This window comes from Legionella cherrii (genome assembly GCF_900635815.1).
Taxonomy (GTDB): domain Bacteria; phylum Pseudomonadota; class Gammaproteobacteria; order Legionellales; family Legionellaceae; genus Legionella; species Legionella cherrii.
This window is the reverse complement of record NZ_LR134173.1, coordinates 2,404,306-2,426,512: the sequence shown is the minus strand read 5'-3', so window position 1 is coordinate 2,426,512 and position 22,207 is coordinate 2,404,306. Positions and strand designations below refer to the sequence as shown.

Below are 22,207 nucleotides of genomic sequence, written 5' to 3'. Positions count from 1 at the left end.
TGAAATTACCGCGTGATCAAATCATGCAATTTTCATCTTATCTATAAACATGATGTAGCAGATGAAGAGCAATCGCTCGCATTTACCGGTTTGGTAGCTGGTAATTTGAGCCATTCGAAGTTGCTTTTGAAGTTTTTTTAATAATCTCTTAATAAAACCCAGATATAATTTGGCCTGAATATTAATTATTCATCCAATTATAAGACGAATGTCAAGCATGGATGAATGGAGGACAGGTAAACTTAGTTACTCTCAATCAATAAACTATGAGCAATAGCACAGCTTTGTTGAGGTAGGTATTTAAGTGAATCAGTCCCAATATATCATAAAAGTCCCTTATGTATTTTTAAGCACACAATGTTCCATTCTTCATGCTTCGCGTAGGGTTAACAGACTGTTTCTTATTTATAAATCTCTAATTTCTGATCACGAATTTCTCCATAGTTTTTGTTGATACATATCTACTTTTTGCCGAATGAACATTTTGAACCTGTGATTCAGGTTATTGCAAAACAAAGAATAGAAAATACAGAGGTATTTCGTATGAAAAAAACTTTTTTCTCAGTATCTAATAGTGAAAAAAACATAACTCAATATTTCTTACAACATTTTCCATGTATCGAACTTTGGCGTTTTTTTGTTGAACGCTCGCGGTATGATGACAGACAATTTGCTTACGATTTGCTTATTAAATGCCTGGAAGGTATTAAAATTAATTTTCATGGCGCTTACAGGATCCTCGGGAAAGAGGAAATCATGGAGTATTTAGAAACGGTTAAACTAAATGAACTCTATCAGCTGGCAACTAGAGGATTCTCTAATTTAAATTTGTTGAATTTAATTATTCATTTTTTTAAGTTTGAGGAACAAGACCAACAATTACTTAAAGATTATATCGAAAAGCGTAGATACTGGACTGGTTTTGAGCAATCAGAGCCTGGTTATCTGCTTGGTATGGCTCATGGTTTTGTCCTTATTATAAAAAAGTTACATGAGCCTGATGCGGTTTTTGATATAGAATTCATAAAATCTCTTCATGCGTCATGTACCCGGTGTGTCAAGAATCTATTTACGATTACAAGACCAGGTGAGTTCAGAAAAAACTCGTTTGTAGGATGGGGATTGGACTCGAAACTAAATACATTGGACGGTATTTTTGAAATTTTGCAATATATGAAGACTCCTGAGTGTAGAGGAATCTCTTTTATTGCTAATAATGGTAACGTTCTTGTCAGCACAAGAGATAAAGATTTTGATCCTGGAGAAAAGGCTCTATTAATTTGGGATATGCTCAAGCAAGGACAGGAAATAAGCATCCGCTCCTCTGAAATGAATGAAAAGATTGTTGATGTAGAACAATACCTTAATGAAGTGTGTCACTCACATTTAATGACTTATAGAAAAGAGATCGCGGAATCAAATTCAAAGCAGGAGAAATTAACAGCCATATTCAAATATATAAAATACACGGTTTTACATCATCCATTTCCTGATGGTGTGGGTCGTACATGTTCCATGCTTTTAACATTTTATTTATTGATGAGTAACAATTTATTACCTGTTATATTAACAAATTCAAATAATATTCCTGGCTGGTCGGTTAAAGAGATGGTTGAAGAGTATTTATGTCTTGAAAACGAAATGAAGGAAGTTTTGCGAAATCCCAATTATCTTTCAAGTGATCTTTTTGCACCAAATAACATCGATACCGTTAATTACCTAAAGCAACTTCCTGAGGATCTTCAAGATCAATTTTATGAGGCAGTTGAAATGATGCAAAATGCGATAGAATCATATAACGTAAAAAATCAAAGCAATACCTCCTCCCCTGGGGAGAGTATCAAATTGTAAAAAGAAAGTTTTTGGATTGATGATTGTACTTGGTTATGATTTGGAAGAAATCGCCGCAACTTTTAGGTTGCGGCCAGAGATTGAGCAAAAAATCATTATTATTGGGACAAAGAAAAAGAGCTTCGGTCTTCAGGTACCTCTGCCTTACCTGATTCATCATAGCCATTTTGAGACGTTTTGGAATTGAGATCCATATCAATACCGTTTTCTTCTCTTGATAATTTGACCTGTTGATTTTCTTTATTTTTCTCATTAAATAGTGATAAGTTGCTGTGTGCACTTTTTTCCATAGAATCTTCATTATCTTCAATAACCTCAATAATCAGATCAAGTATTTGATTATTGTTTTTTAATATATCCCATGCCACGTCATCATTATAAAGGGCACGAGCTAACGCTGGAGTGTTAGGGATAAATTCTTGCACGAAAAAATGAAACATCGACTTATCTTCAGCGGCCTCTCGCTCAATTATTAGAGTAGCAATTGTTTTCATTAAATCATGATTTTCTTTTGCCAGTCCTCCGATTCTTTTAATTGCATGGAGAACAGAAATCAGCTCATCGGAGCCAATCGAAGCTCTTAAATCGCGAAGCACCAGTATGAGTAACTCAAGCTGTGTGCTTGGCTTTTTAAAAGAAGTATGAGCCAATGCGTATATGAATTTATTCAAGGCTTCATCTGATAAATCGTTCTGTATATGATAATTTACAAGAAGAGCAACCAAACACCCTGGGGTAATATGTTGAGAGATATCAAAGTCTGAAAGAATCGGCAGAATCTCATCTGTATTTTCTTGTAAATAGTCAGCGTTACTGACGAGTAATCCATTCAATTCAACAATCGCCGGAGCAAAACCTACTTTGACTGCCTTCAGGATTAACGCAAGATTAGGTTGTTGTCCTTCACAAACTACTTGATAACGATTTTGAAACCACGCAACCTCATCAGGTTTCTCTTTTGCTGCACATTTTAATATTTCGGATGAAAGTTTGGTAATATCTTCTCGATGCCAATAAACTACTGCAGCAAAAGCAATCGCAGGTACTTCAACACTTAATTTGTTAAGTAAAGCAAGAGCGGATTGACTGCCTTCTTTTATTAGCTGAAATAATCTTGAAATCGCTTGTTCTTGTCCCTTACCCTGCTCTAAAAGAGTGAGCTCAATTTGCATAATATCTAATTCTTGCTGGAATGCCTTAGTCCCCTTGTCTTGAAATTTCAAAGCAATATCCAAATAATAGTGTGCCTTAGCAAAATTTCTTACTTTAGAAAAATGGGAAGCCATCTCTTTGGCTAATTCAGCACCAAGCCCTATTCGCTTTTTATTGTTAGTTAATAAGATATCAATAGCTTCAGCAGCCTGAGGCAAGCCTTGTTTTAATGCCTGTAAGAGATAATTGACTCCCTGTTTCAAATAATAATTGACTTCGCTTTGAGCTCCGGGTTTTGCATCAGCACGCCGTGCCCTAGCTTCCAAAGCCGCAGCATAGTAACAGGTTAACTTGCCTAATTCTGTTAATAAAATAGGATGTTTTTTCCCAATTAATTCTTCAACTTTTTGTCTGAATATTCCTTCCTCAACAAAGAACGAACGGTAGAGTTTGATAAAGTCATCCGGTTTCTGCGAAACAAAATGCGATATATCAAAAGTTTCAGGCATATTTTCATCAGCATTCGACTTGATTCTCAATGCATCTAAAATCTCAAGATACACACATGCTGATAATTTTTTTGACATCGCAGCATGACCGCTAATTAATAAGAAAAGATACATCAGTTCAAGGCGACTGAATGATTCAGACGCTCCTTCTTTATTGTTATTATTGGCGCTCTGCTCTGCCTCTACATCAAAAAAATAATGGCCATGGTCATATAAAAATTGTGTGATTTTGCACACCCCCTGAAGATAATGCCCTAGGTCCGAAGGACGGTCTTGATTCATTTGCAACTCAAGATAAACCTCCATAAGTACTTTAATCAGAATATTAAACGAATGGAATAGACTTATTCTTTTTAGATAAGTCAGTTGGGGGGCGACAGCGACACTATTCAAGGCTTCTGCAGTAAGACTTAAATTAAGTCGGCTTTCTTCCAAATTTACTTTAAGTTTACTGAGGATATCATAGAGCAAGGGCTGGGTTTCTTTCTGTACCAACTTCAGTTTCTCTGCAAGTTCATCAATCTGGATTTGTAAATTTATCACTGTTTGGTTTATCGTACTTGCTTCCGTCTTGGCAACATCACCCAGTTTTGTATCTTGAATAAAATGAACGAGTTCTGATCCTTTAGACTCCGGAACTGGTTCTGCAAGTTCCGCAAGAAACTCTAAATCAGAAACAGATAAAGTGTTAAATTTTTGAATCAGTAAACCAAGTTGCTTGCTCATATTCTGAGGATCAATCTTTAAATTTCTCTTTAGTAAGTCTGCCAGAGATTCAGGGCTATACTGGTCTAATTCGTTTATTAGTATTAATAAATCAAGAGAAGTGAGCTCATCGAAGGGGATTTCAAATCCAATCGCTGTATTGAGTGCTTTTTTTACTGCATCAGGATAATTAGTGTCTTTAGCTGGACTAAATCCAGCTAAGTTGAAAACATTACCGACAACATGATCCCAATAGGTTGGTCCTGCCTCACCATCGATCCATAACCATAAGTACCCATTATACTGACCAATGACTGTCGCCAACCCCTTTGGTGTCATAACTCGATCTAAAAAAAAAGTTCCATATTGCTGGGTTACCTCAGTACGAACATCAAAAAAGGGCATTTTTCCAGATTTAGTTAAGAGGCAGATGGTAGAGACTGGTTTTATACGATTTAAGATTTCAATTTTTTTGTGCACAATTTCACCTTGGTAAATACGATTTAGAGAGGAACAGTTTTCGGACCATTAAAAAATTAATTCGAATTATTGAGCTATAAAAAAACAAATGATTCAAAATTGAAAAAGAAATTATACATTACAAGCTTATTGATTTATATATCAACATCCTGTTTGTTAGGGAGATAAACTGACTTTAAGTTTAAATAGGATTATTGAAAAAAAGTTCCTGAATTCAAAAGAAAATTACAAAAATATATTTTATTCTTAAATTTTTTAATTATTCCGTCTGAACGTTTCAAAGGAGGAGATGAAATTGATATTTTAATGTGTCATAAGTCATCACATAAGCAAATCGGCCACACATTGGTCAATTGAAAGAATTAGTGTCAGTATAGGCTCTTTAACGGTGGCTTCTGCTTAGAGTGCTATATGTGCCTTGACTTGCCAATGAGTCATGTAGGAGCTTTCATACCCCTCAATCAACGCCACTTGTAACGCCCATTGTTTTTCCCATATATTAGGCTTAAATGCTTTATTCCAGGCAATAAATAATTTTTTTTGTGATGGGCTTAAGGTAAGTCCATAATGTTCCGCCATAAACAAAAAAGTACGCGCGACAAGGCCTTTGGCTGAATCAGGTGGATCTGCGCAATGAGAACCTTTATCAATTTTCATCGCACACCCTAAATAATCAATTTGTTGATGTAGCCCGCTCAATTGATAATTCGAGTGGGCTTGATTCATCATGCCTATTTCTGGCCATAAATTATAAAGGTCAGCTTCCACATGACGTAATTGCTCATCGAATTTCTCACAGCATCTTCGCTCTTTATAAGGCTGGCCATGATCACCCTCCTCCATTGGCTCGCGCCAATATTCAAATGGCTGTGCAAAATATTCGGCCGCCATAACATGCTTCCACTCAATGCAAAAAGCACGTTTCATTGAATCCTCAGCCGGGATACCACAGCTCTCTAAAGTCAGTTCTTTAGTTCCATCACTACATTGACAATAAATGGTTTCAGGATGTTTCTCCAAGAATTGCGATGTAATTATCCTAGATTGTGAAAAAAATTCTGGCGATTGAGCATAAACAAATGAGCTGATAAAACACAGCAACAGGGCAAATCGAAACATAGAAATATCGTAAAAGAAAATGCAGATATTATTATAAAAGTTTATGGTTTTATTTCTATATTTTATACTGTCTATCCAGACATAAATTATATCGCACCGAAATCATGCATGGTATTTAAGCATTATTGATGTTATGTAACTTCAATATCTGAAAATGTGCTCCCCCAATAAATGAAAACGCATCCACAAATAACCAAAAACTCCGTCCTTACCTGATCAAGGCCACCCTTGTCCTGCTCTCCTCGGCCCTGTGTATTGATCCCTGATCCTTGGCCGCATTGACATGATGCGTGAACTCTTTTGCTTTGCTCACGCATTCATTAACGATTGCAGTTACTTTATTTTTATAATCCTGCAATGCCTCTGCATTGGCAGGTAAAGTCAGGCGCATTATGCGTCTTCGCGCTTTTTGATAATAGCGATTATCATCACTAAAACAATTTATCGTTTGCAACAGTTCATCAGGTAGTTTGCGGCATTCTTGCTCCACTCCATTTTCTCCTGGAACCCTGGAACTATGTCGTGACTTCATATGAAAAAAACGAAATAAGGGATTGGTTTCTGGGATTTGTACCAGACGAGACAGTTCAGCATCGCGGAATTTAAAAACCTCTTCCGCAAGTTCCTTCAAAATTACTCTGTTTTTTAAAGGCTTAGGTAATAATCCACTAATACGTTCTCTTACCGCCTCACTTTGGCTAGCAATCACGATGTTCTGTAACCTGGGGCACTCACTAAAAGCTGATTTATCAATAGAAATAATTCCCTCTTGAATGGTTATTGTTTCCAATCTGCTGCAGCGATAAAAGGCCTCATAATTAATAGAAGTCACTTGTTCAGGAATGGTGATCCTCTGTAACCTAGTGCAGTCCATAAAAGATTGGTTTCCAATGGTGCTAACTCCTTTGGGGATAGAGATCCTCTGTAATTCACTGCATCCATTAAATGCACCAGCCCCAATAGAAGTAACCCCTTCTGGGATGATGATGCTTTGTAATCTACTACAACCATAAAATGCACCGAATTCAATAGCAGTAACTCCTTGTGGAATAATAATGCTCTCTAATCCACTGCAACCATGAAATGTCCTTATTTGTATTCGGTTAACTCCTTTAGGGATGACGAGACTGCGTATTCCACTGCAACCATAAAATGCATAACCCTCAATAGAGGTAACCCCAGGTGGGATCACAATGCTCTGCAACTCACTACAGTACATAAATGCCGAGCTTTTAATAGAAACAACCCCTTCTGGAATAATAAGATGCTTTAATTTACTACAGTCTCTAAATGCCTCTTCTCCAATAGTGCTAACCCCTGCCGGAATATCAAAAGAACCCTCTTCGTTGATATCTTCCTCAGTCACTTTAAGCAAGATCTTGCCATTGTCACTTAATTTCATACTACACCATACTCCCTGACACATTTTGACTGGTCATGCTCACAAGGATTTTACAGCCTGCAGAGAAAAAATTTTAAAAATCGATTTTTCATCGCAATTAAATCATTGTGGATTAATTTTGACCATTATATCATAAGGGTGATAATTTACTCAAAAGAATTGGTTTTTGCATGGACTGACTATTTTTGCATCACATTCAACAGTTGCAGACATTTATTGGAAAAATCAGAACCTCGCAATGCACTGATTTTATAGATATACAATTCATATTAAATAAAGAACTCAATAAGTTAGATATATTGAGTTCTGTCTAATAAAGCTACAACACGGAGAATTTAACTATCTTTTTTCTATCACTGGAAGAATCCCAAATATTCCTCTTCAGTAAGCTCTTTTAAAGGTTCGTCTTCATGAGAAACATGGAACATTGATTGAGTTCTCGGAGCAACCAACTTTGTTGTATTCTGAGTAGAATTTTGGGTCACGGGAAAAGGATATGGCAGTGGATCAGGTCTTAGAACAATAGTATTTCTCTCAATAGAAATGCCAGGAGATAGAAGCGTATCAAGTGTTGGAACAACAGTTTTACCATTCAATGAAGATACCCAATGAAGATTACTATTGTTTCCCGATTGAAATTATTTGAGGTGCGAAGAAAGTTGGTGTTGTTTTGTTTTGTAATTTCAAAAGATGGATCTGGCTTTTTAATTGCGCTTTTTTATCCCATTTCCCGATAAAACTTTATCTACAACTGTTGCTCGTTGTTCCGCCTGTTTATCTGCAAGGCCTTGCTTTACCAAATCATTGATGAGAGGAACATAAATGGGTTTACCATAAATTTGTTCTAAATAATCACCTGAAACCAGTAAAATAGGTCCCTCACTCGCCATAGTAATGTGTTCACTATGACCTGGCGGCGAAGTTGCTTTCATTTTTTCATCATTTCTAATTTTTGCTTCCAACATTTTGGCAATTCTATGACTCGAACAACCATAGGCTGTAAACATAGCATTTCCTTGATACGGTTTAGCAGGCAACCAAAGTACATTAAAATTATCACCAGGTAAAAATAGTCCATTAAAACTGTATGCTGCTTTTATCTGCGCAGTACCCTCCTTACACCTCTTACTATATGGAACAGCACCTAGATATTCTTCCGCAAAATCAATTAAATCAGGCTCCTCAATTTGTTCCGGTACCATACGTTTAATTATTATTGAGTTTTCACTGGTACGTACTACAATCAAACGGGAGCTAAAGGACTCATTCTCGTCATTCATTAACTTGTCGATTAAGAAAAATTCATTATCAAATTTATGTTCCTGATGAACTTCCTCAACTTTACCATCAAAATACCCTTTCCAAAAATTTCATGGATGCAACAACATAATTTCCATGTGTTTCTAGACAATAATCCCTTAATGGAGATTCTTGCTCTCCTACATCCAAATCCATAGAATCATCCGTTTCGAATGCTGATTTTATAGTTTCCATCATCTGCTCAGCATCTTCTGGCTTAGTGCACTCATAAACACACAGATTATCCTCCTCATCGAAGGGAGATTTGGACTCAGTTACTATCCATTTTGTTAATTCAAGGTTTATACCAATAACAGACATCATCTTCATGTATGATTCTCGCTTTTTTATTTGGGATTTTAATTCGTAGTTAATCTCTAAAAACCAGTCTTAAGAGAGCTAAAATGAATTAGTACATTGATCGAATAAAAGACTTGCATTTGAACACTAAAAACACAAATATACCAGATAAATTATTTTATGGGCAATAAATTACAAATGAGAGGTCAAAGCACTAATTTTGGGATATTCATACCAGCATCACCTATCGACTAATAGATAAAATGAACCCTTCTTATAATTTTTTAGAAAATCAATTGGATTCATATTTGTGCTAAAAATAAAACATAATGTTTTCAAAATACAAGGGTAAATAACTGTGACAGAATCCTTCATAATGCCAGTACCTGCAGTTTTTTTTTATACTTGGAATCGATCGCAACCTATTGATTATTGAATTTTTAAAATAAAAAAACTATGAACCAGAAGGGCCGTAGTTTCGACAAAATGTGAAGCCAGGCACAAAATTCGGTATAACCTTTTGGATGCTGTTAAGCGCCCGACAAGCGCCGAACAGCGAATGAAGTAAGCGTCGAATCAATAATTTCCCTGAACGGATCCTTGGTTAATTTAAATTAATGAAACGGATCTAGAAGTGATCCAAAACGTCATCCTTACCGGCTCAAAGCAACCCTCGTTCTGCTCGCTTCCGCCCTTTGCAACGCTCCCTTATCAGCTGCCTCATCAATACGCTGCGAAAATTCTTTGCCTTGCTCATGGATTCATTGACGATTGCGGTTATCTTGTTTTTATAATCCCGCACTGCATCTGCATTCGCAGGCAAAGGCAAACCCCGTATGCGTCTTTGGGCTTTTTGGTAATAGCGATTATCGCCACTAAAACGATTTATCGTCTGCAACAGTTCATCAGGTAGTTTGCTGCACTCTCCTTCCACTCCATTTGCCCCTTTAACCCGCGAACTGTGGTGTGACTTCATATTAAAAAAACGAAATAAAGGATTGGTTTCAGGAACTTGCAGCAAACGCGACAGTTCTGCATCGCGAAATTTAAAAACCTCGTCCGCAAGCTCCTTTAAGATTACTTTGGACTTTAAATCATCAGGTAATAACGAAGCAATGCTGTTTCTAACCGCCTCACTTTGGCTTGTAATCACGATACTATCCAAGTTGGAGCATCCATCAAATGCATCGCTTCCAATAAAGGTAACTTCTGCAGGGATAGTGATGCTCTGTAAACCACTGCAACCGCTAAATGCCCGTATTTCAATAGAGGTTACCCCTTGTGGAATGGTAAGGCTCTGTAAACCGCTGCAACCGAGAAATGTCTCTACTCCAATAGAGGTAACTCCCTGGGGAATGGCGATGCTCTGTAAGCCACTGCAACTTCTAAATGCATAGTTCTCAATAGAGGTAACTCCTTCGGGAATGGTGACGCTCTGTAAGCCACTGCAACCCTGAAACGCCCAGCCATCAATAGAGGTTAATCCTGCGGGTATGGTGATGCTCTGTAAGCGAATGCAACCCTCAAATGTCGCCATTCCAATAGAGGTAACCCCTACGGGAATGATGATGCTCTGTAAGCCGCTGCAGCCATAAAATGCTGCTGCTCCAATAGAAGTAATCCCTTGTGGAATGGTAATGCTCTGTAAGCCACTGCAACCTCTAAATGCCGCTTCTCCAATAGAATTAACTCCTTGTGGAATGGTGATGCTCTGTAAACCGCTGCAGCCATCAAAGGCCCACATTCCAATAGAGGTAACCCCTGCCGGAATATCAAACGAACCATCTTCTTTGATATCACCCGCAGTAACTTCAAGGAGAGTCTTGCCATCGCCACTTAGTTTCATACTATTTTCCTTCCTTACACATTTTCGCTCATCAGGCTGATAAAGACTTGATCACCTCCAGAGCTAAAAAAATTTCAAGTGATTTTTGATATTATTATGTCTTTTCTGATCTATTTTTGCGCATTATACCATAAGAGTGATGATTAACATAAAAGCCAGGGATCTTTACCTACTCCAGCGGTGAATCTACGAGAATGAATCCCGGAATGACTTAAAAGGCATTATTCCGCTAAAGAATAGTACACCACTGTATTGCTCTGTTATCAGGCGCCTCATCAATACGCTGCGAAAATTCTTTTGCCTTGCTCATGGATTCATTGACGATTGCGGTTATCTTGTTTTTATAATCCCGCACTGCATCTGCATTCGCAGGCAAAGGCAAACCCCGTATGCGTCTTTGGGCTTTTTGGTAATAGCGATTATCGCCACTAAAACGATTTATCGTCTGCAACAGTTCATCAGGTAGTTTGCTGCACTCTCCTTCCACTCCATTTGCCCCTTTAACCCGCGAACTGTGGTGTGACTTCATATTAAAAAAACGAAATAAAGGATTGGTTTCAGGAACTTGCAGCAAACGCGACAGTTCTGCATCGCGAAATTTAAAAACCTCGTCCGCAAGCTCCTTTAAGATTACTTTGGACTTTAAATCATCAGGTAATAACGAAGCAATGCTGTTTCTAACCGCCTCACTTTGGCTTGCGATCACGATACTATCCAAGTTGGGGCATCCATAAAATGCATCGCTTCCAATAGAGGAAACTCCTGCGGGAATAGTAATGCTCTGTAAACCACTGCAACCGCTAAATGCCCATACTTTAATAGAGGTAACCCCTATGGGAATGGTGATGCTCTGTAATCCACTGCACCCCTCAAATGTCGCATTTCCAATAGAGGTAACCCCTAGGGGAATGATGATGCTCTGTAAACCGCTGCAATAAGCAAATGCCCATTTTCCTATTGAGGTAACCCCTATGGGAATGGTGATGCTCTGTAAACCGCTGCAATAAGCAAATGCCGCGTCTCCAATAGAGGTTACTCCTTTGGGTATGGTGATGCTCTGTAAGCCAATGCAACCCTCAAATGCCCCATCTTTAATAGAGGTTACCCCTTCGGGTATGGTGATACTCTGTAAACCGCTGCAGTCATAAAATGCTCCTTCTCCAATAGAAGCAATCCCTTGTGGAATGGTGATGTTCTGTAAGCCACTGCAAGCTCTAAATGCTGCCCTTCCAATAGAGGTAACCCCTGCGGGGATGGTGATGTTCTGTAAACCGCTGCAACCTCTAAATGCCCCTGCTCCAATAGAGGTAACCCCTGCCGGAATATCAAACGAACCATCTTCTTTGATATCACCCTCAGTAACTTCAAGGAGAGTCTTGCCATTGTCACTTAATTTCATACTATTTACCTTCCTTACACATTTTGGCTCATCAGGCTGATTAAGGTCATCACTTCCTGAACAAAAATTTTTTAGAAAATTTTTTTCTAAGGTATCATTTTAAAGTGATTTTTTATTCACTATGAGCTATTTTGAGTTATCTACTCCTCATTTTCCTTGATTCTTGTGTGATTCTTTAAATGAATATTTTCTCTTATTTTAATGCTAATGTACGGCATGCCTCACGCAAATCAGCCAAATCTCTTTGGAGGTTAAAATAATGTTGTTTTGATAATAATTCAGCTGGAGCTTGGCTTTCAGATTATGAAGCAACTTATCTTCTTTTGAGAGAAGGCCAAAATGCTTTTGACAGTTTTTATGATCATTATGCCGGGAAAAGTCTAATTGATGTTGCTTTAGAATCTGAAAGCCAAGAAACAGCAGAAACAACTGCTCACAAAGATTTAGAACTATGTAACTCCAATCAAATCTTTAGCCGTGGAAAGAACATGTACCATGAGCGTAAAATGAAACAATATGGAAAAGCAGTCCATAATTTCATAAAAAATAATAATATCGATCTGCCCCATCCTTCTTTTTTTACTCTGTTGGATCAATACCGTATTCAGGGTTTAGTTCAATTTTGTGATGAACAGATAAACAGTAAGCCTCAATATATTCTTCAATGAACCGTATAAAATGAGTATGTAAGAATCAGTATTCTATAATTTAGTAAATGGATTTGCTGAGGTGCTGATCATGATACTCACTTTTAAAAATAATTTTTTAATCATATTGATTACAATTGTTTTATTGTTTCATAACAATGTATTCGCGTGTCAGTGCTTTAACTCATTTTTTTTAACTTCCATTTTTTCTAATAACCCAGAAATGACCTGTTTTTTATCCAGTGACTACAGCAGAGTGAGTCTTTCAGACGGCAGGCAGAGTGCCATTTCTTCGATTTATGGCTGCTCGTTAAATTCTATCAGTAGTAACATTCACAGAGACTTTTTTTATTATTCTAATGATAATGAGTTGTGCGTTGAAGAAATCTTAAATGCTTGCCGCATGCTCAACATTGAGATCCAGTCTTACTAAGATTGCTACACTTTTCATCATCGAATCGAATATTCATAGTTTTTTAGAAATCAATTCTATATCCCTTAAAGATATAATAACGGCCTTTTTAATCACTTATTACACATAAAGAGCATTTTGTGATACAATCAGTCACCAACTAAATCACTTGAGCGTGTTTTGACATGGCAGAATACAAAATTGAAAAGCCAGAACTAGGCACTCATTTTGAATTGTCATATGCAAAAGTTGTCAAACAGATTAAAGAAAACAATACTGCATTCACAGGCATACCCAATAAAATTAAAAATCAATTTTTGAATTTTCATCATTTGCTTCCAAATCAGCAACTTGAATTGATTAGTAATTTATCTGAGATTCACGACCTGCCGCAAGAGATAATTGATTTGATGAATCAATTTCCTTACTTCGAAACCATTTCTCACGAGACTCTTACAAGAATTGGCGACTTTCTCAAAAAGAAAGACCCCAAAACAGATAAAGATATCAGCGCACTAATAAGAACACACAAAAGAGCACATGCCCTATTCCAACCCAATCGACTGGGTGATTTACTCTCTTTATTGTTGTTGAATACAGCAACTGGACAACAGGATAGAGCAGAAAAGATAGTCGATATGCACCCTGAATTGCAATTACAGTGTGGCACATTAACTGACTATTCGGGTAGAACCTTTAAAAACATCACAGCATATGAATACGCCTACTGGGCAAAGGACACTCACATGTGCCGTATGCTGGAAAAATACATGGACGCAGAAACCAGAGCAGCTATGCTCAAGCGCTGTGAGGATATCGAAGTGAATGGCTTGACGTACATACAACATGGCGTCGAGATAAAGGGTTCCAAACATTTTGATTTTACCCCCCTCAAAACAGCTCTAGAAAATTATATTAAGGGTTACGACGTCTGGTTGAGTACACGAAATTGGGATGCTATGGAGGTTGCCTGGAGGAAAGTAGGTATCTTGCAGCGCGATGTACCTGTCCATGTAGCTAATGAATATTGCCGGAAAGACCGTGCATTTGACCCGCTGCCTACGTTTAAGGAAAAAACCTTGCCACGGGAGTTAAGCTTCTACAATTATAGAACGCGAAAAGAGGACTCTTGGTTTCCCTTTGTCATTTCGGACTCTGCTAATCGAGTTATTGATTTTGTGATTCGTGGGGCCATGCAGCCTGTAGGCGGTGTCGTTGGGTGGGCAACAGCTTCTGCGATCTATGATTTGGCAGCCTTAGTGCAGCTTGATAAAGTCAGAACTGGCGAACTCACGCAGCTGCGTGCAAACTTGAGGCGGGTTGATCTGGCCCCTCGGGAAGTTTTCCCTAGCTCCAAATGACGTGTTGAAGCAGCCTGTTGCTTATGTCGCCAGGTTATAGTCTCAATCCATACTTAAAAAACATCAAACCATATTACAAAAAATCTTTAAATCGTGCTCCATAAGGGTAGACAAAATGTTTCTAGAACCCTTTATTTGATGAATCGTGATTAATAGGTAGTAAAAAGTAGAACGATACCTAGGTTTGCCATCAGTCGTTCACCGAATCGATCCTTAAAAAACAATAGATCAATGCCGACGATTGTAAATATCAAAATGCCCTTTTTTATAGATAGAACGAAACAAATGGTTAGCTGAGTTCTAAAAAAATGCTGCACTGCAAATCAATTTTTGGGTATTGGATTTAATAAGCCCATTTTTTCACTCAGAGATGATTATAAATGAATTTTAAAGGTAAAAACCCATAATGAGCTTGCTAAAATATGTTTTTTGTAATTTTTTTGTTAGCAGTTGCACAATTTGTACAAATATGTGCTACATTCAAAAATACTACTTGTTGGTTTTCCATCAAGAGTTATTTGGTTAAAACAGTTTGATGTATATAACTGGTTAGTTGGCAATTTCATTGTTGTTCATGGCTGTGTCGAGTTTTGATTCTTAAAAACAACATCATAAAAAATAAAATCACTGCATAGACCTTATTTTTAACCTGGTTAACATTAATTGGGAGAAAATGGTATGGGCTCTTTAGAGATTTTAAGTGTTGCATCTGATTTACCTCAACAGTGTGTAGCAAGCAAAGACCTTCTGGATAAAGCATCAGGACATCTTAGCACTCAAGTAATTGATATGCTTCAATCGATGGATATAGATAAACGATATTCAGTTGTTGAAAATTATCCCCAATATCTAGCTGGTGAAGAACAACGTAAGCTGATGTCTGGTGTGAATGAATTGGGCGCAAATTCAATCCGAAAATGTTTAGCGCAATTTCCTCACGATTTAGATGTTGGTTTACTGATAGCGGTCACCAATACTGCCGAAAGGCCTTTACCCTGTATGGCATATGAGCTTATTTCTATGATGGATGATGATATGATGCCGCATGATATTAATATCATTAACATGCAAAACCAAGGATGTAGCGCTTTAATAAAGGCCTTTGAGATTGCCTCTTACTTTTTAAAAGCACACCCTCATAAACATGTAGTTATTTCTGTTGCTGAAACCCATACCGCCATGGTTTCATCTGTGCTTGCCAATAAGTCTATAGTTTCTTTTGGTGAAATAAAGGAAATTCAGGATGTTACTGAACAAAAAGAGGCACAGATGGCATTAAATAATTTGATTAATAGCTATTTATTCGGTGATGGGGCTGTTTCATTGCTATTAGGTCACGGAACTCAAGAGGATAGTTTTGAATCATATCACTTGACCAATATTGATGCGAGTGACAGTGAGATACTCTGCATGAATGAAGGCGGAAGCAAGATTCCATGTTATCAAAACTTTCCCCAATATACGTTGGGCAAGGTGGTTCCTGCACGTGGAGCGCGATATAGTGAGTTGTTATTACGCCAAGCTATAAGTCAAAATAATGACCATCTAACACAAGAGGATATTAATTTTTATTTAATTCATACTGGAAGCAAAAAAATAATTAGTGCTGTCCAAAAAAATCTGATGTTGGATGATCAAATGGATAAAATGTCCGTTTCTTATTTTGTGCTTAAAAATTATGGCAACTTATCTTCCTGTTCCATAGGATTTATGCTGGAAAGACTGATCAATCAGCAAAAAGTAAATGGTACTTTATTGCTTATTTCTTTTGGGGTGGGATTTAGTGGTAGTGTCGCCAAACTAAAAATTTAACTCTTGAAATGGGCCTTTTGGCCCATTTTTTATGGCATGTACTCACCCTATGAGCGAATGTTTGAGCAATTATCAAGTTGAATCTTCAATAAATAGAAATACTCTTGTGTTTTGATGAATTTGTGTATTTAGATGATTTCGCGTGTTTTTATGCGCTATAGTATAAAACAACATACATGATAGAGAATACCATGGTAGACATTATTAATTTTAATAAAAAAAGAAAGGCTAAAATTCGTTTGGAAAAGGATAAAAAAGCTACAGAAAATCGCATTAAATTTGGAAGAACGAAAAAAGAAAAACAGATAGAGAAGCAAGAAAATGAACGTCAGGAACGATATTTGGATGCTCATCATTTGGAAAAAAAAGAAGAAAAATAAAGAAGCAGTGCTACCCTATTTGTCTTATCAAGAGCACCTGTCTCTTATAATTCCTCTTGTTGGATGATGCCAATGGGTTGTTCCATTATTGCAATTAATAATAATAGAACACAAAAAGTGTGTTTCCAGAAGGGATAATTATCTATTCATGGAATTATAAAAAGCTATATGTTAAATTTTGTTAATTTCTTTTTAAGAACCATCTGATCATGACTCGATTTTTTAAAATGAATTCAGAAAAAAACAAGCTTGAAGAGTGTAATGATTCTGAGAATCCTGAATTTATAGAAATTTATTGGAACTGGGTCGCACTCGCCGTTCCAATAGTACTAGGGTTAGAGGATGCTGTAAAAAAGTTTAACGACAGATTTGAAGTTGTTAATGGCTCTTACTCAGTGATCAATCCGTCAACTTGGTTTGCGCTATTTGAGTACAATTCAAAATACTGCTCAACTCAAGAAGCCGAAATTCTTTCTAAAGCAAGCTTAGCTATGCGTCCATCCTAGAAATTAAGTGTTCATTTAATTTCAGGAGTTGATTCTATCTGTCGTTTTTGTAAGTTAATTTGCAATTGGCTTAAAAGTTAGATTTAACTGGGATCTAAATTTCGAGAATAAGCTGATTTATTGGATTTTTGAAAGCACCGTCAGAACATCTGACAGTGCTTTTCAAAATTACTAACTATCTTATGCCATAGCTGCGGCTTTCTTTTCTTTCTCTTTGGCAATTACTGCTTCAGCTACATTGCTTGGGCAAGGAGCATAATGCGAGAATTCCATTGAGAATTGACCACGACCAGAAGTCAGGGTGCGCAATGTACTGATGTAACCAAACATTTCTGAAAGAGGAACATCGGCTTTAATGCGAACACCAGCTGCACTGGGCTCTTGGCCTGAAATCATGCCACGACGACGGTTCAAGTCACCGATCACATTACCGACATCCTCTTCTGTGCTATAAACGTCAACCTTCATGATTGGTTCAAGCAATTGTGGACCAGCTTTGGGCATCGATTGACGGAAAGCTCCTTTTGCAGCAATCTCAAACGCAATTGCCGAAGAGTCCACAGCATGGTAAGCACCATCGGTGAGATCAATGACAACATCCAATACAGGGAAACCAGCTAAAGTACCCGTGTCCATCATTGAGCGGAATCCTTTCTCAATAGCAGGGAAGAATTCTTTAGGAACGTTTCCACCCACAACGGAGGTAATGAATGTGAATCCACTATTTGGCTCGCCTGGTTGAATCGTGTAATCAATCTTACCGTATTGACCAGCACCACCTGATTGTTTTTTATGAGTATAGCTGTCTTGAACTGTTTTGGTTATGGTTTCACGGTACGCAACCTGTGGCTGACCTACGATTAACTCAACATCGTATGTACGCTTTAGAATATCCACTTTAATATCAAGATGTAATTCACCCATACCACGAAGAATGGTTTCACCTGAATCTTGATCAGTTTCCACTCTAAACGTTGGATCTTCGGCAACCATCTTACCAATAGCAATAGCCATTTTTTCAGTAGCGCCTTTATCTTTTGGCGTAACTGCAATAGAAATAACTGGCTCAGGGAAAACCATCGCTTCCAGTGTACACTCATGATTTGGATCGCAAAGAGTATGGCCGGTTCGAACGTTTTTCATGCCTACAATCGCAATAATGTCGCCTGCTTCAGCGCTTTGTAATTCAATACGCTCATTTGCTTGCATCTCTACCATACGACCGACACGCTCAGTTTTACCAGTAAAGGAGTTAAGAATAGTATCTCCTTTATTCAATTTTCCTGAGTAGATACGCACGAATGTTAGCGCACCAAAACGGTCATCCATAATTTTGAATGCCAAGGCACGGAATGGCTCATCAGGAGAAACGATAGCGAATTGACCGTTTGGCTCTCCTTCTGCATTAGTCAAAGGTTGTGGGTTCACTTCATGGGGAGCAGGCAGATAATCAACCACTGCATCCAATAATAGCTGCATTCCTTTATTTTTAAAGGCAGAACCACAATAAGTTGGGAAGAAAGCTAATTCAAGCGTACCTTTACGGATACAACGCTTAATTTCTTCTATAGAAGGCTCTTCTCCCTCTAAGTAAGCCATCAGCAACTCATCATCCATTTCAAGTGCGGTTTCAATTAATTGTGCACGATACATTTCAACGTCGTCATGCATATCGGCTGGAACATCAGTCACTTTGTAATTTTCTGGCTGACCAGATTCATCCCAAACATACGCTTTACGGGTTAATAAATCGACAACACCTACGAAGCTGTCTTCATAACCAATGGGCAAGGTCATAATTAAAGGATGTGCACCCAATACTTTTTTAATTTGCTCCGTTACTTTCAAGAAGTTCGCACCAACACGGTCCAGTTTGTTTACGAAAATCAAACGAGATACTTTTGAATTGTTCGCATAGCGCCAGTTGGTTTCTGACTGAGGCTCAACGCCACCAGATCCACAGAATACCCCGATACCGCCATCGAGCACTTTCAGTGAACGATAAACTTCTACAGTGAAGTCAACGTGTCCTGGGGTATCGATAATATTGAATCGATGATCTTTCCAGAAGCAACTAACTGCAGCTGACTGGATGGTAATACCACGCTCCGCTTCTTGCACCATGAAATCGGTTGTAGATTCACCATCGTGAACTTCACCTATTTTGTGGATTCTACCGGTGAGCTTAAGAATACGCTCAGTAGTGGTTGTTTTTCCGGCATCTACGTGGGCGAAGATACCAATGTTTCTGTAAAGGTTTAAATCAGTCATAGCACTCTTAAGTTAAAATTAAATGGATAAAAATTTGTCAGGTATTATACAGTATTTTATCTGGATTTGCAGCATAAATCGTTCTATTCACCTTTTTTTTGTGATTATTCCAACTAATGCTTTCAAAGCTAACCACTGACGCATACTACAAAATAGTACAAATGGCTCTAAAAATAATAATAAAACCGCTTTAAAAAGCCGCGCATCGGCACTAGAATCCAATTCTATTAACCAAAATGGACCGTTTTGAACTTTTGCAGATAGGTTAATAATAGACCATTAAGCATAAAATGAGCAGAGAATAATGATGAACATAAGTATTACAAAAAAAGAATATGGAACATTACTGGATATGTTATGTATTGCAGATTGGGTTTTGAATTTATATACGACAAAGGCACCTAAGCAGAATGAATATGACGCTTTAAAGCAAAAATTTTTGTCCTATTTTAAAGAGATGGATGCTAGTGACAAAATAGAGTTTTCCTCAGAATTGAATGAATATTTTGAAAAAATAGAGTATGAACAATCTTTGAATGACAATTTTATCCAACCCTTTGAGAACATGCTGTTTTGGGATGAATTAACTCAAAGATTGGGTGAGCGGGATATGATTCAAAAAATAGGAATGGAACAATATAAAAAGATGAATCCTATTGAACGACTAAAAAAAGTCGAGGAATTCAAAGAACACTATGCACGGCAATTTGAAAAACATGGATTAGAGCATCTTAAGATTGACGCTTAATTATCGTAGTTGATTGGCTGGCTAATCACACTTGAAGCGATTAACAGCATACGGAGGTAATGAGCATAGACTAATTGGCTTGCAACTGTACCATCTACATTAGTTTGTATCGATTTCCGGCTCCAGAGTTTTGATGTACTGCAGGTAGTACTCGCTATCCAGGTAAATCTAATCGTGTTCTGGTCAAGTCACTATTTTATAGAAACATGGCCAAATAAAACCTTTTTTTGAATTATTTAAGGGAATCCATAAAATGAAAACGAAATTATTTAAAGCGCAAAAGCCAAACACAAGAACATGTCCATACGCCCTCTTTTCAACACAAAAGTCTGTAAGTTCGCCACATGAAGCGTTGCCTATCATACCCGAACCTGAAACAACCTCTATAGCAATACCACAGCATCAACAAGGCTGGCGTAACTTAGGGCGTTTATTCGAACAGGGTGCTTCTCCTTTCTTTTATGAAATGGCTGCGCGGACAAAACAAAAGTTTTTCAAAATCTACATTGGCACAAAACCAATTTATATAGTAACTGATGGCAATATAGCCAAAGAACTGCTGACAAAATATCCTGATCTTGGGCGTGGAGACATACTTGAACCGTTTACGCATATGGTAGGAAGAGTTTTTTTTGCTGAAGACGGAGCAGCCGCTTCTGAACCACGTAAAGTTTTTTTGAACACCATAGCCCGTGGTCCGATAAATTTTGAAAGAATCGCTCAAGTCAATGAACGCACCTTCGCCTCGATGCAACTCGCATCCAATGGAGGCGTTGATGATCTCTATGCCTATGTCGCCTGGCATACTATAGGTTGTATTGCTGCATGCTTTGTAGGCAGTGAAGATCTCTCAGTTTTACCCTCAGATACACACCAAATATTCATGCAAGCGACACGTCTCATTACCAAAGCAAGCATGGATCCCCTAAGCCGTCTTATCCATCCAGGCCTACGATCTGACTTTCGGGAAACCAGCAAGGCTATGGCAGATATTGCAAAGAAACTTCTTAATTCAAACATAGACAACATTTGTAAAGGTAATAATTACATCTGGGATTTGGGAATATTTCGTGCCGAACAATTACACCCTGAGATCAATTTTGATGACTGTACCCACTTTGAGGAACACAATCCGAAGGCAAAAATTGTACGTGATCTTATCGAACATGATCGATTTATACGAGAACACGGACCTCTAACGATTTTCGCCTCCTCTAATGTAGGAGCAACGATGTTCTATCTGCTGGATGTGCTGAGTCAGAGACCTGATGTGGCCAATAAGATGCACGAAGAAATTGCACGTGTTTTGGGTAAAGAGCCTTTTACATACAAACGATTAGGGGATTTACCCTACGTTCGTGCAGTCGTTGAGGAAGCTCTTTGGCAAGCAACTCCTATTCCTAATTTTCCCCGAGCAGTACTTAAACCCTTTCAAGTGAACATTAATGGGGAAACAGTATCGTTTCAGAAAAACGATATGTTGATGTTTCTTTTTAGACCCATGCAGGGACCCAATCGTGTGTTTTCGCCAGAAAAGTGGATTGAGGGTGATCCTGACCTTTATTCTTTCGGTGCAGGACCAAGACGTTGTCCAGCTAATCCATTTGCAAAGCAAATGTTGTGTCAGTTTTTGGTCGACATGGATTTATACGGACTGCGAATTATGCCAACGAGAAAACCCGAATACACCACGCGCAACGGTTTGTTAGGGCCAGATTATCAACCAGAACAACCTCTGTCTGCCGAGGTGGAACATGCTACAGAAGAGGGGTATCCGAGAGCAATTGCACGATTATAAAGACTTTTCCTGGTTGCGGGTTTATAACCGAAACTCACATCATCCCTAGCGCAACCAGAGATCTCCACTCTGCTATAATGGATGGAGATACCCTTAGCACTGAGGTTGACCTTGTCGTATGCTTTTCGAGCCTCTAAACCGGACTCAAGCCAGGGGATTATCAGCAGGCCAGTCCCGGAGCTTGCAAACCGCTCAAACTCTAACGCAATG

Annotated in this window: 16 protein-coding genes; 8 read left to right on the top strand and 8 right to left on the bottom strand. The window is 38.0% G+C overall.

Annotated features, from left to right (window positions below):
• The first annotated feature begins 543 nt into the window (after window positions 1-543).
• Entirely contained in the window at window positions 544-1,851 is a 1,308-nt protein-coding gene (locus tag EL022_RS10205; protein WP_028380680.1) for a hypothetical protein, read from the top strand.
• Between the two features lie 98 nt (window positions 1,852-1,949).
• Here EL022_RS10205 and EL022_RS10200 read toward each other — a convergent pair whose 3' ends face one another.
• From EL022_RS10200 to EL022_RS10170, 7 genes are all read right to left on the bottom strand, one after another.
• Window positions 1,950-4,697: a hypothetical protein gene (locus EL022_RS10200; RefSeq protein ID WP_028380681.1), complete on the bottom strand. Its 2,748-nt coding sequence runs from the start codon at window positions 4,695-4,697 to the stop codon at window positions 1,950-1,952.
• Window positions 4,698-5,096: 399 nt separating this feature from the next.
• A complete protein-coding gene (locus EL022_RS10195; RefSeq protein ID WP_028380682.1) occupies window positions 5,097-5,816 on the bottom strand; it encodes an endonuclease in 720 nt (239 codons plus the stop codon).
• Window positions 5,817-6,024: 208 nt separating this feature from the next.
• Window positions 6,025-7,218 carry a leucine-rich repeat domain-containing protein gene (locus EL022_RS10190; protein WP_051544424.1) on the bottom strand — a complete coding sequence of 398 codons (1,194 nt, stop codon included), beginning with the start codon at window positions 7,216-7,218 and terminating at the stop codon, window positions 6,025-6,027.
• A 704-nt stretch (window positions 7,219-7,922) separates the two neighbouring features.
• On the bottom strand, window positions 7,923-8,498 hold the full coding sequence (locus EL022_RS10185; protein WP_126325186.1) for a hypothetical protein: 576 nt from the start codon (window positions 8,496-8,498) through the stop codon (window positions 7,923-7,925).
• Window positions 8,499-8,565: 67 nt separating this feature from the next.
• Window positions 8,566-8,847 (bottom strand): hypothetical protein, encoded by a 282-nt coding sequence (locus tag EL022_RS10180; RefSeq protein WP_126325184.1) that lies wholly within the window; start codon window positions 8,845-8,847, stop codon window positions 8,566-8,568.
• A gap of 631 nt (window positions 8,848-9,478) precedes the next feature.
• On the bottom strand, window positions 9,479-10,663 hold the full coding sequence (locus tag EL022_RS10175; RefSeq protein ID WP_126325182.1) for a leucine-rich repeat domain-containing protein: 1,185 nt from the start codon (window positions 10,661-10,663) through the stop codon (window positions 9,479-9,481).
• Between the two features lie 229 nt (window positions 10,664-10,892).
• The gene (locus EL022_RS10170; protein WP_126325180.1) at window positions 10,893-12,062 is read right to left on the bottom strand and encodes a leucine-rich repeat domain-containing protein; all 1,170 of its coding nucleotides are present in this window, start codon (window positions 12,060-12,062) and stop codon (window positions 10,893-10,895) included.
• 323 nt (window positions 12,063-12,385) lie between these two features.
• Between EL022_RS10170 and EL022_RS10165 the strand changes: the two genes are divergently transcribed.
• From EL022_RS10165 to EL022_RS10145, 5 genes are all read left to right on the top strand, one after another.
• Window positions 12,386-12,730, top strand: coding sequence for a hypothetical protein (locus EL022_RS10165; RefSeq protein ID WP_028381782.1), 345 nt, complete (start codon window positions 12,386-12,388; stop codon window positions 12,728-12,730).
• 576 nt (window positions 12,731-13,306) lie between these two features.
• The gene (locus tag EL022_RS10160; protein WP_028381783.1) at window positions 13,307-14,482 is read left to right on the top strand and encodes a hypothetical protein; all 1,176 of its coding nucleotides are present in this window, start codon (window positions 13,307-13,309) and stop codon (window positions 14,480-14,482) included.
• 678 nt (window positions 14,483-15,160) lie between these two features.
• Complete coding sequence (locus EL022_RS10155) at window positions 15,161-16,294, top strand: 3-oxoacyl-[acyl-carrier-protein] synthase III C-terminal domain-containing protein (RefSeq protein WP_028381784.1); 1,134 nt, start codon at window positions 15,161-15,163, stop codon at window positions 16,292-16,294.
• A 191-nt stretch (window positions 16,295-16,485) separates the two neighbouring features.
• Entirely contained in the window at window positions 16,486-16,674 is a 189-nt protein-coding gene (locus tag EL022_RS10150) for a DUF4169 family protein (RefSeq protein WP_028381785.1), read from the top strand.
• 209 nt (window positions 16,675-16,883) lie between these two features.
• Window positions 16,884-17,180 carry a hypothetical protein gene (locus tag EL022_RS10145; protein ID WP_028381786.1) on the top strand — a complete coding sequence of 99 codons (297 nt, stop codon included), beginning with the start codon at window positions 16,884-16,886 and terminating at the stop codon, window positions 17,178-17,180.
• Between the two features lie 180 nt (window positions 17,181-17,360).
• On the opposite strand, the gene fusA is transcribed toward EL022_RS10145, so the two are convergent.
• A complete protein-coding gene (gene fusA, locus EL022_RS10140; protein ID WP_028381787.1) occupies window positions 17,361-19,451 on the bottom strand; it encodes an elongation factor G in 2,091 nt (696 codons plus the stop codon).
• 304 nt (window positions 19,452-19,755) lie between these two features.
• Here fusA and EL022_RS10135 point away from each other — a divergent pair, with 304 nt between their 5' ends.
• Both EL022_RS10135 and EL022_RS10130 read left to right on the top strand, forming a co-directional pair.
• On the top strand, window positions 19,756-20,199 hold the full coding sequence (locus EL022_RS10135; RefSeq protein ID WP_237761279.1) for a hypothetical protein: 444 nt from the start codon (window positions 19,756-19,758) through the stop codon (window positions 20,197-20,199).
• A gap of 253 nt (window positions 20,200-20,452) precedes the next feature.
• Window positions 20,453-21,997, top strand: coding sequence for a cytochrome P450 (locus EL022_RS10130; protein WP_028381788.1), 1,545 nt, complete (start codon window positions 20,453-20,455; stop codon window positions 21,995-21,997).
• Window positions 21,998-22,207 lie beyond the last annotated feature (210 nt).

Coding starts and splice junctions, on each gene's coding strand:
- EL022_RS10150 (WP_028381785.1), top strand. CDS start 16,486: ATGGTAGACATTATTAATTTTAATAAAAAAAGAAAGGCTAAAATTCGT.
- EL022_RS10180 (WP_126325184.1), bottom strand. CDS start 8,847: ATGAAGATGATGTCTGTTATTGGTATAAACCTTGAATTAACAAAATGG.
- fusA (WP_028381787.1), bottom strand. CDS start 19,451: ATGACTGATTTAAACCTTTACAGAAACATTGGTATCTTCGCCCACGTA.
- EL022_RS10175 (WP_126325182.1), bottom strand. CDS start 10,663: ATGAAACTAAGTGGCGATGGCAAGACTCTCCTTGAAGTTACTGCGGGT.
- EL022_RS10145 (WP_028381786.1), top strand. CDS start 16,884: ATGACTCGATTTTTTAAAATGAATTCAGAAAAAAACAAGCTTGAAGAG.
- EL022_RS10190 (WP_051544424.1), bottom strand. CDS start 7,218: ATGAAATTAAGTGACAATGGCAAGATCTTGCTTAAAGTGACTGAGGAA.
- EL022_RS10155 (WP_028381784.1), top strand. CDS start 15,161: ATGGGCTCTTTAGAGATTTTAAGTGTTGCATCTGATTTACCTCAACAG.
- EL022_RS10185 (WP_126325186.1), bottom strand. CDS start 8,498: ATGAATGACGAGAATGAGTCCTTTAGCTCCCGTTTGATTGTAGTACGT.
- EL022_RS10170 (WP_126325180.1), bottom strand. CDS start 12,062: ATGAAATTAAGTGACAATGGCAAGACTCTCCTTGAAGTTACTGAGGGT.
- EL022_RS10160 (WP_028381783.1), top strand. CDS start 13,307: ATGGCAGAATACAAAATTGAAAAGCCAGAACTAGGCACTCATTTTGAA.
- EL022_RS10135 (WP_237761279.1), top strand. CDS start 19,756: ATGATGAACATAAGTATTACAAAAAAAGAATATGGAACATTACTGGAT.
- EL022_RS10195 (WP_028380682.1), bottom strand. CDS start 5,816: ATGTTTCGATTTGCCCTGTTGCTGTGTTTTATCAGCTCATTTGTTTAT.
- EL022_RS10130 (WP_028381788.1), top strand. CDS start 20,453: ATGAAAACGAAATTATTTAAAGCGCAAAAGCCAAACACAAGAACATGT.
- EL022_RS10205 (WP_028380680.1), top strand. CDS start 544: ATGAAAAAAACTTTTTTCTCAGTATCTAATAGTGAAAAAAACATAACT.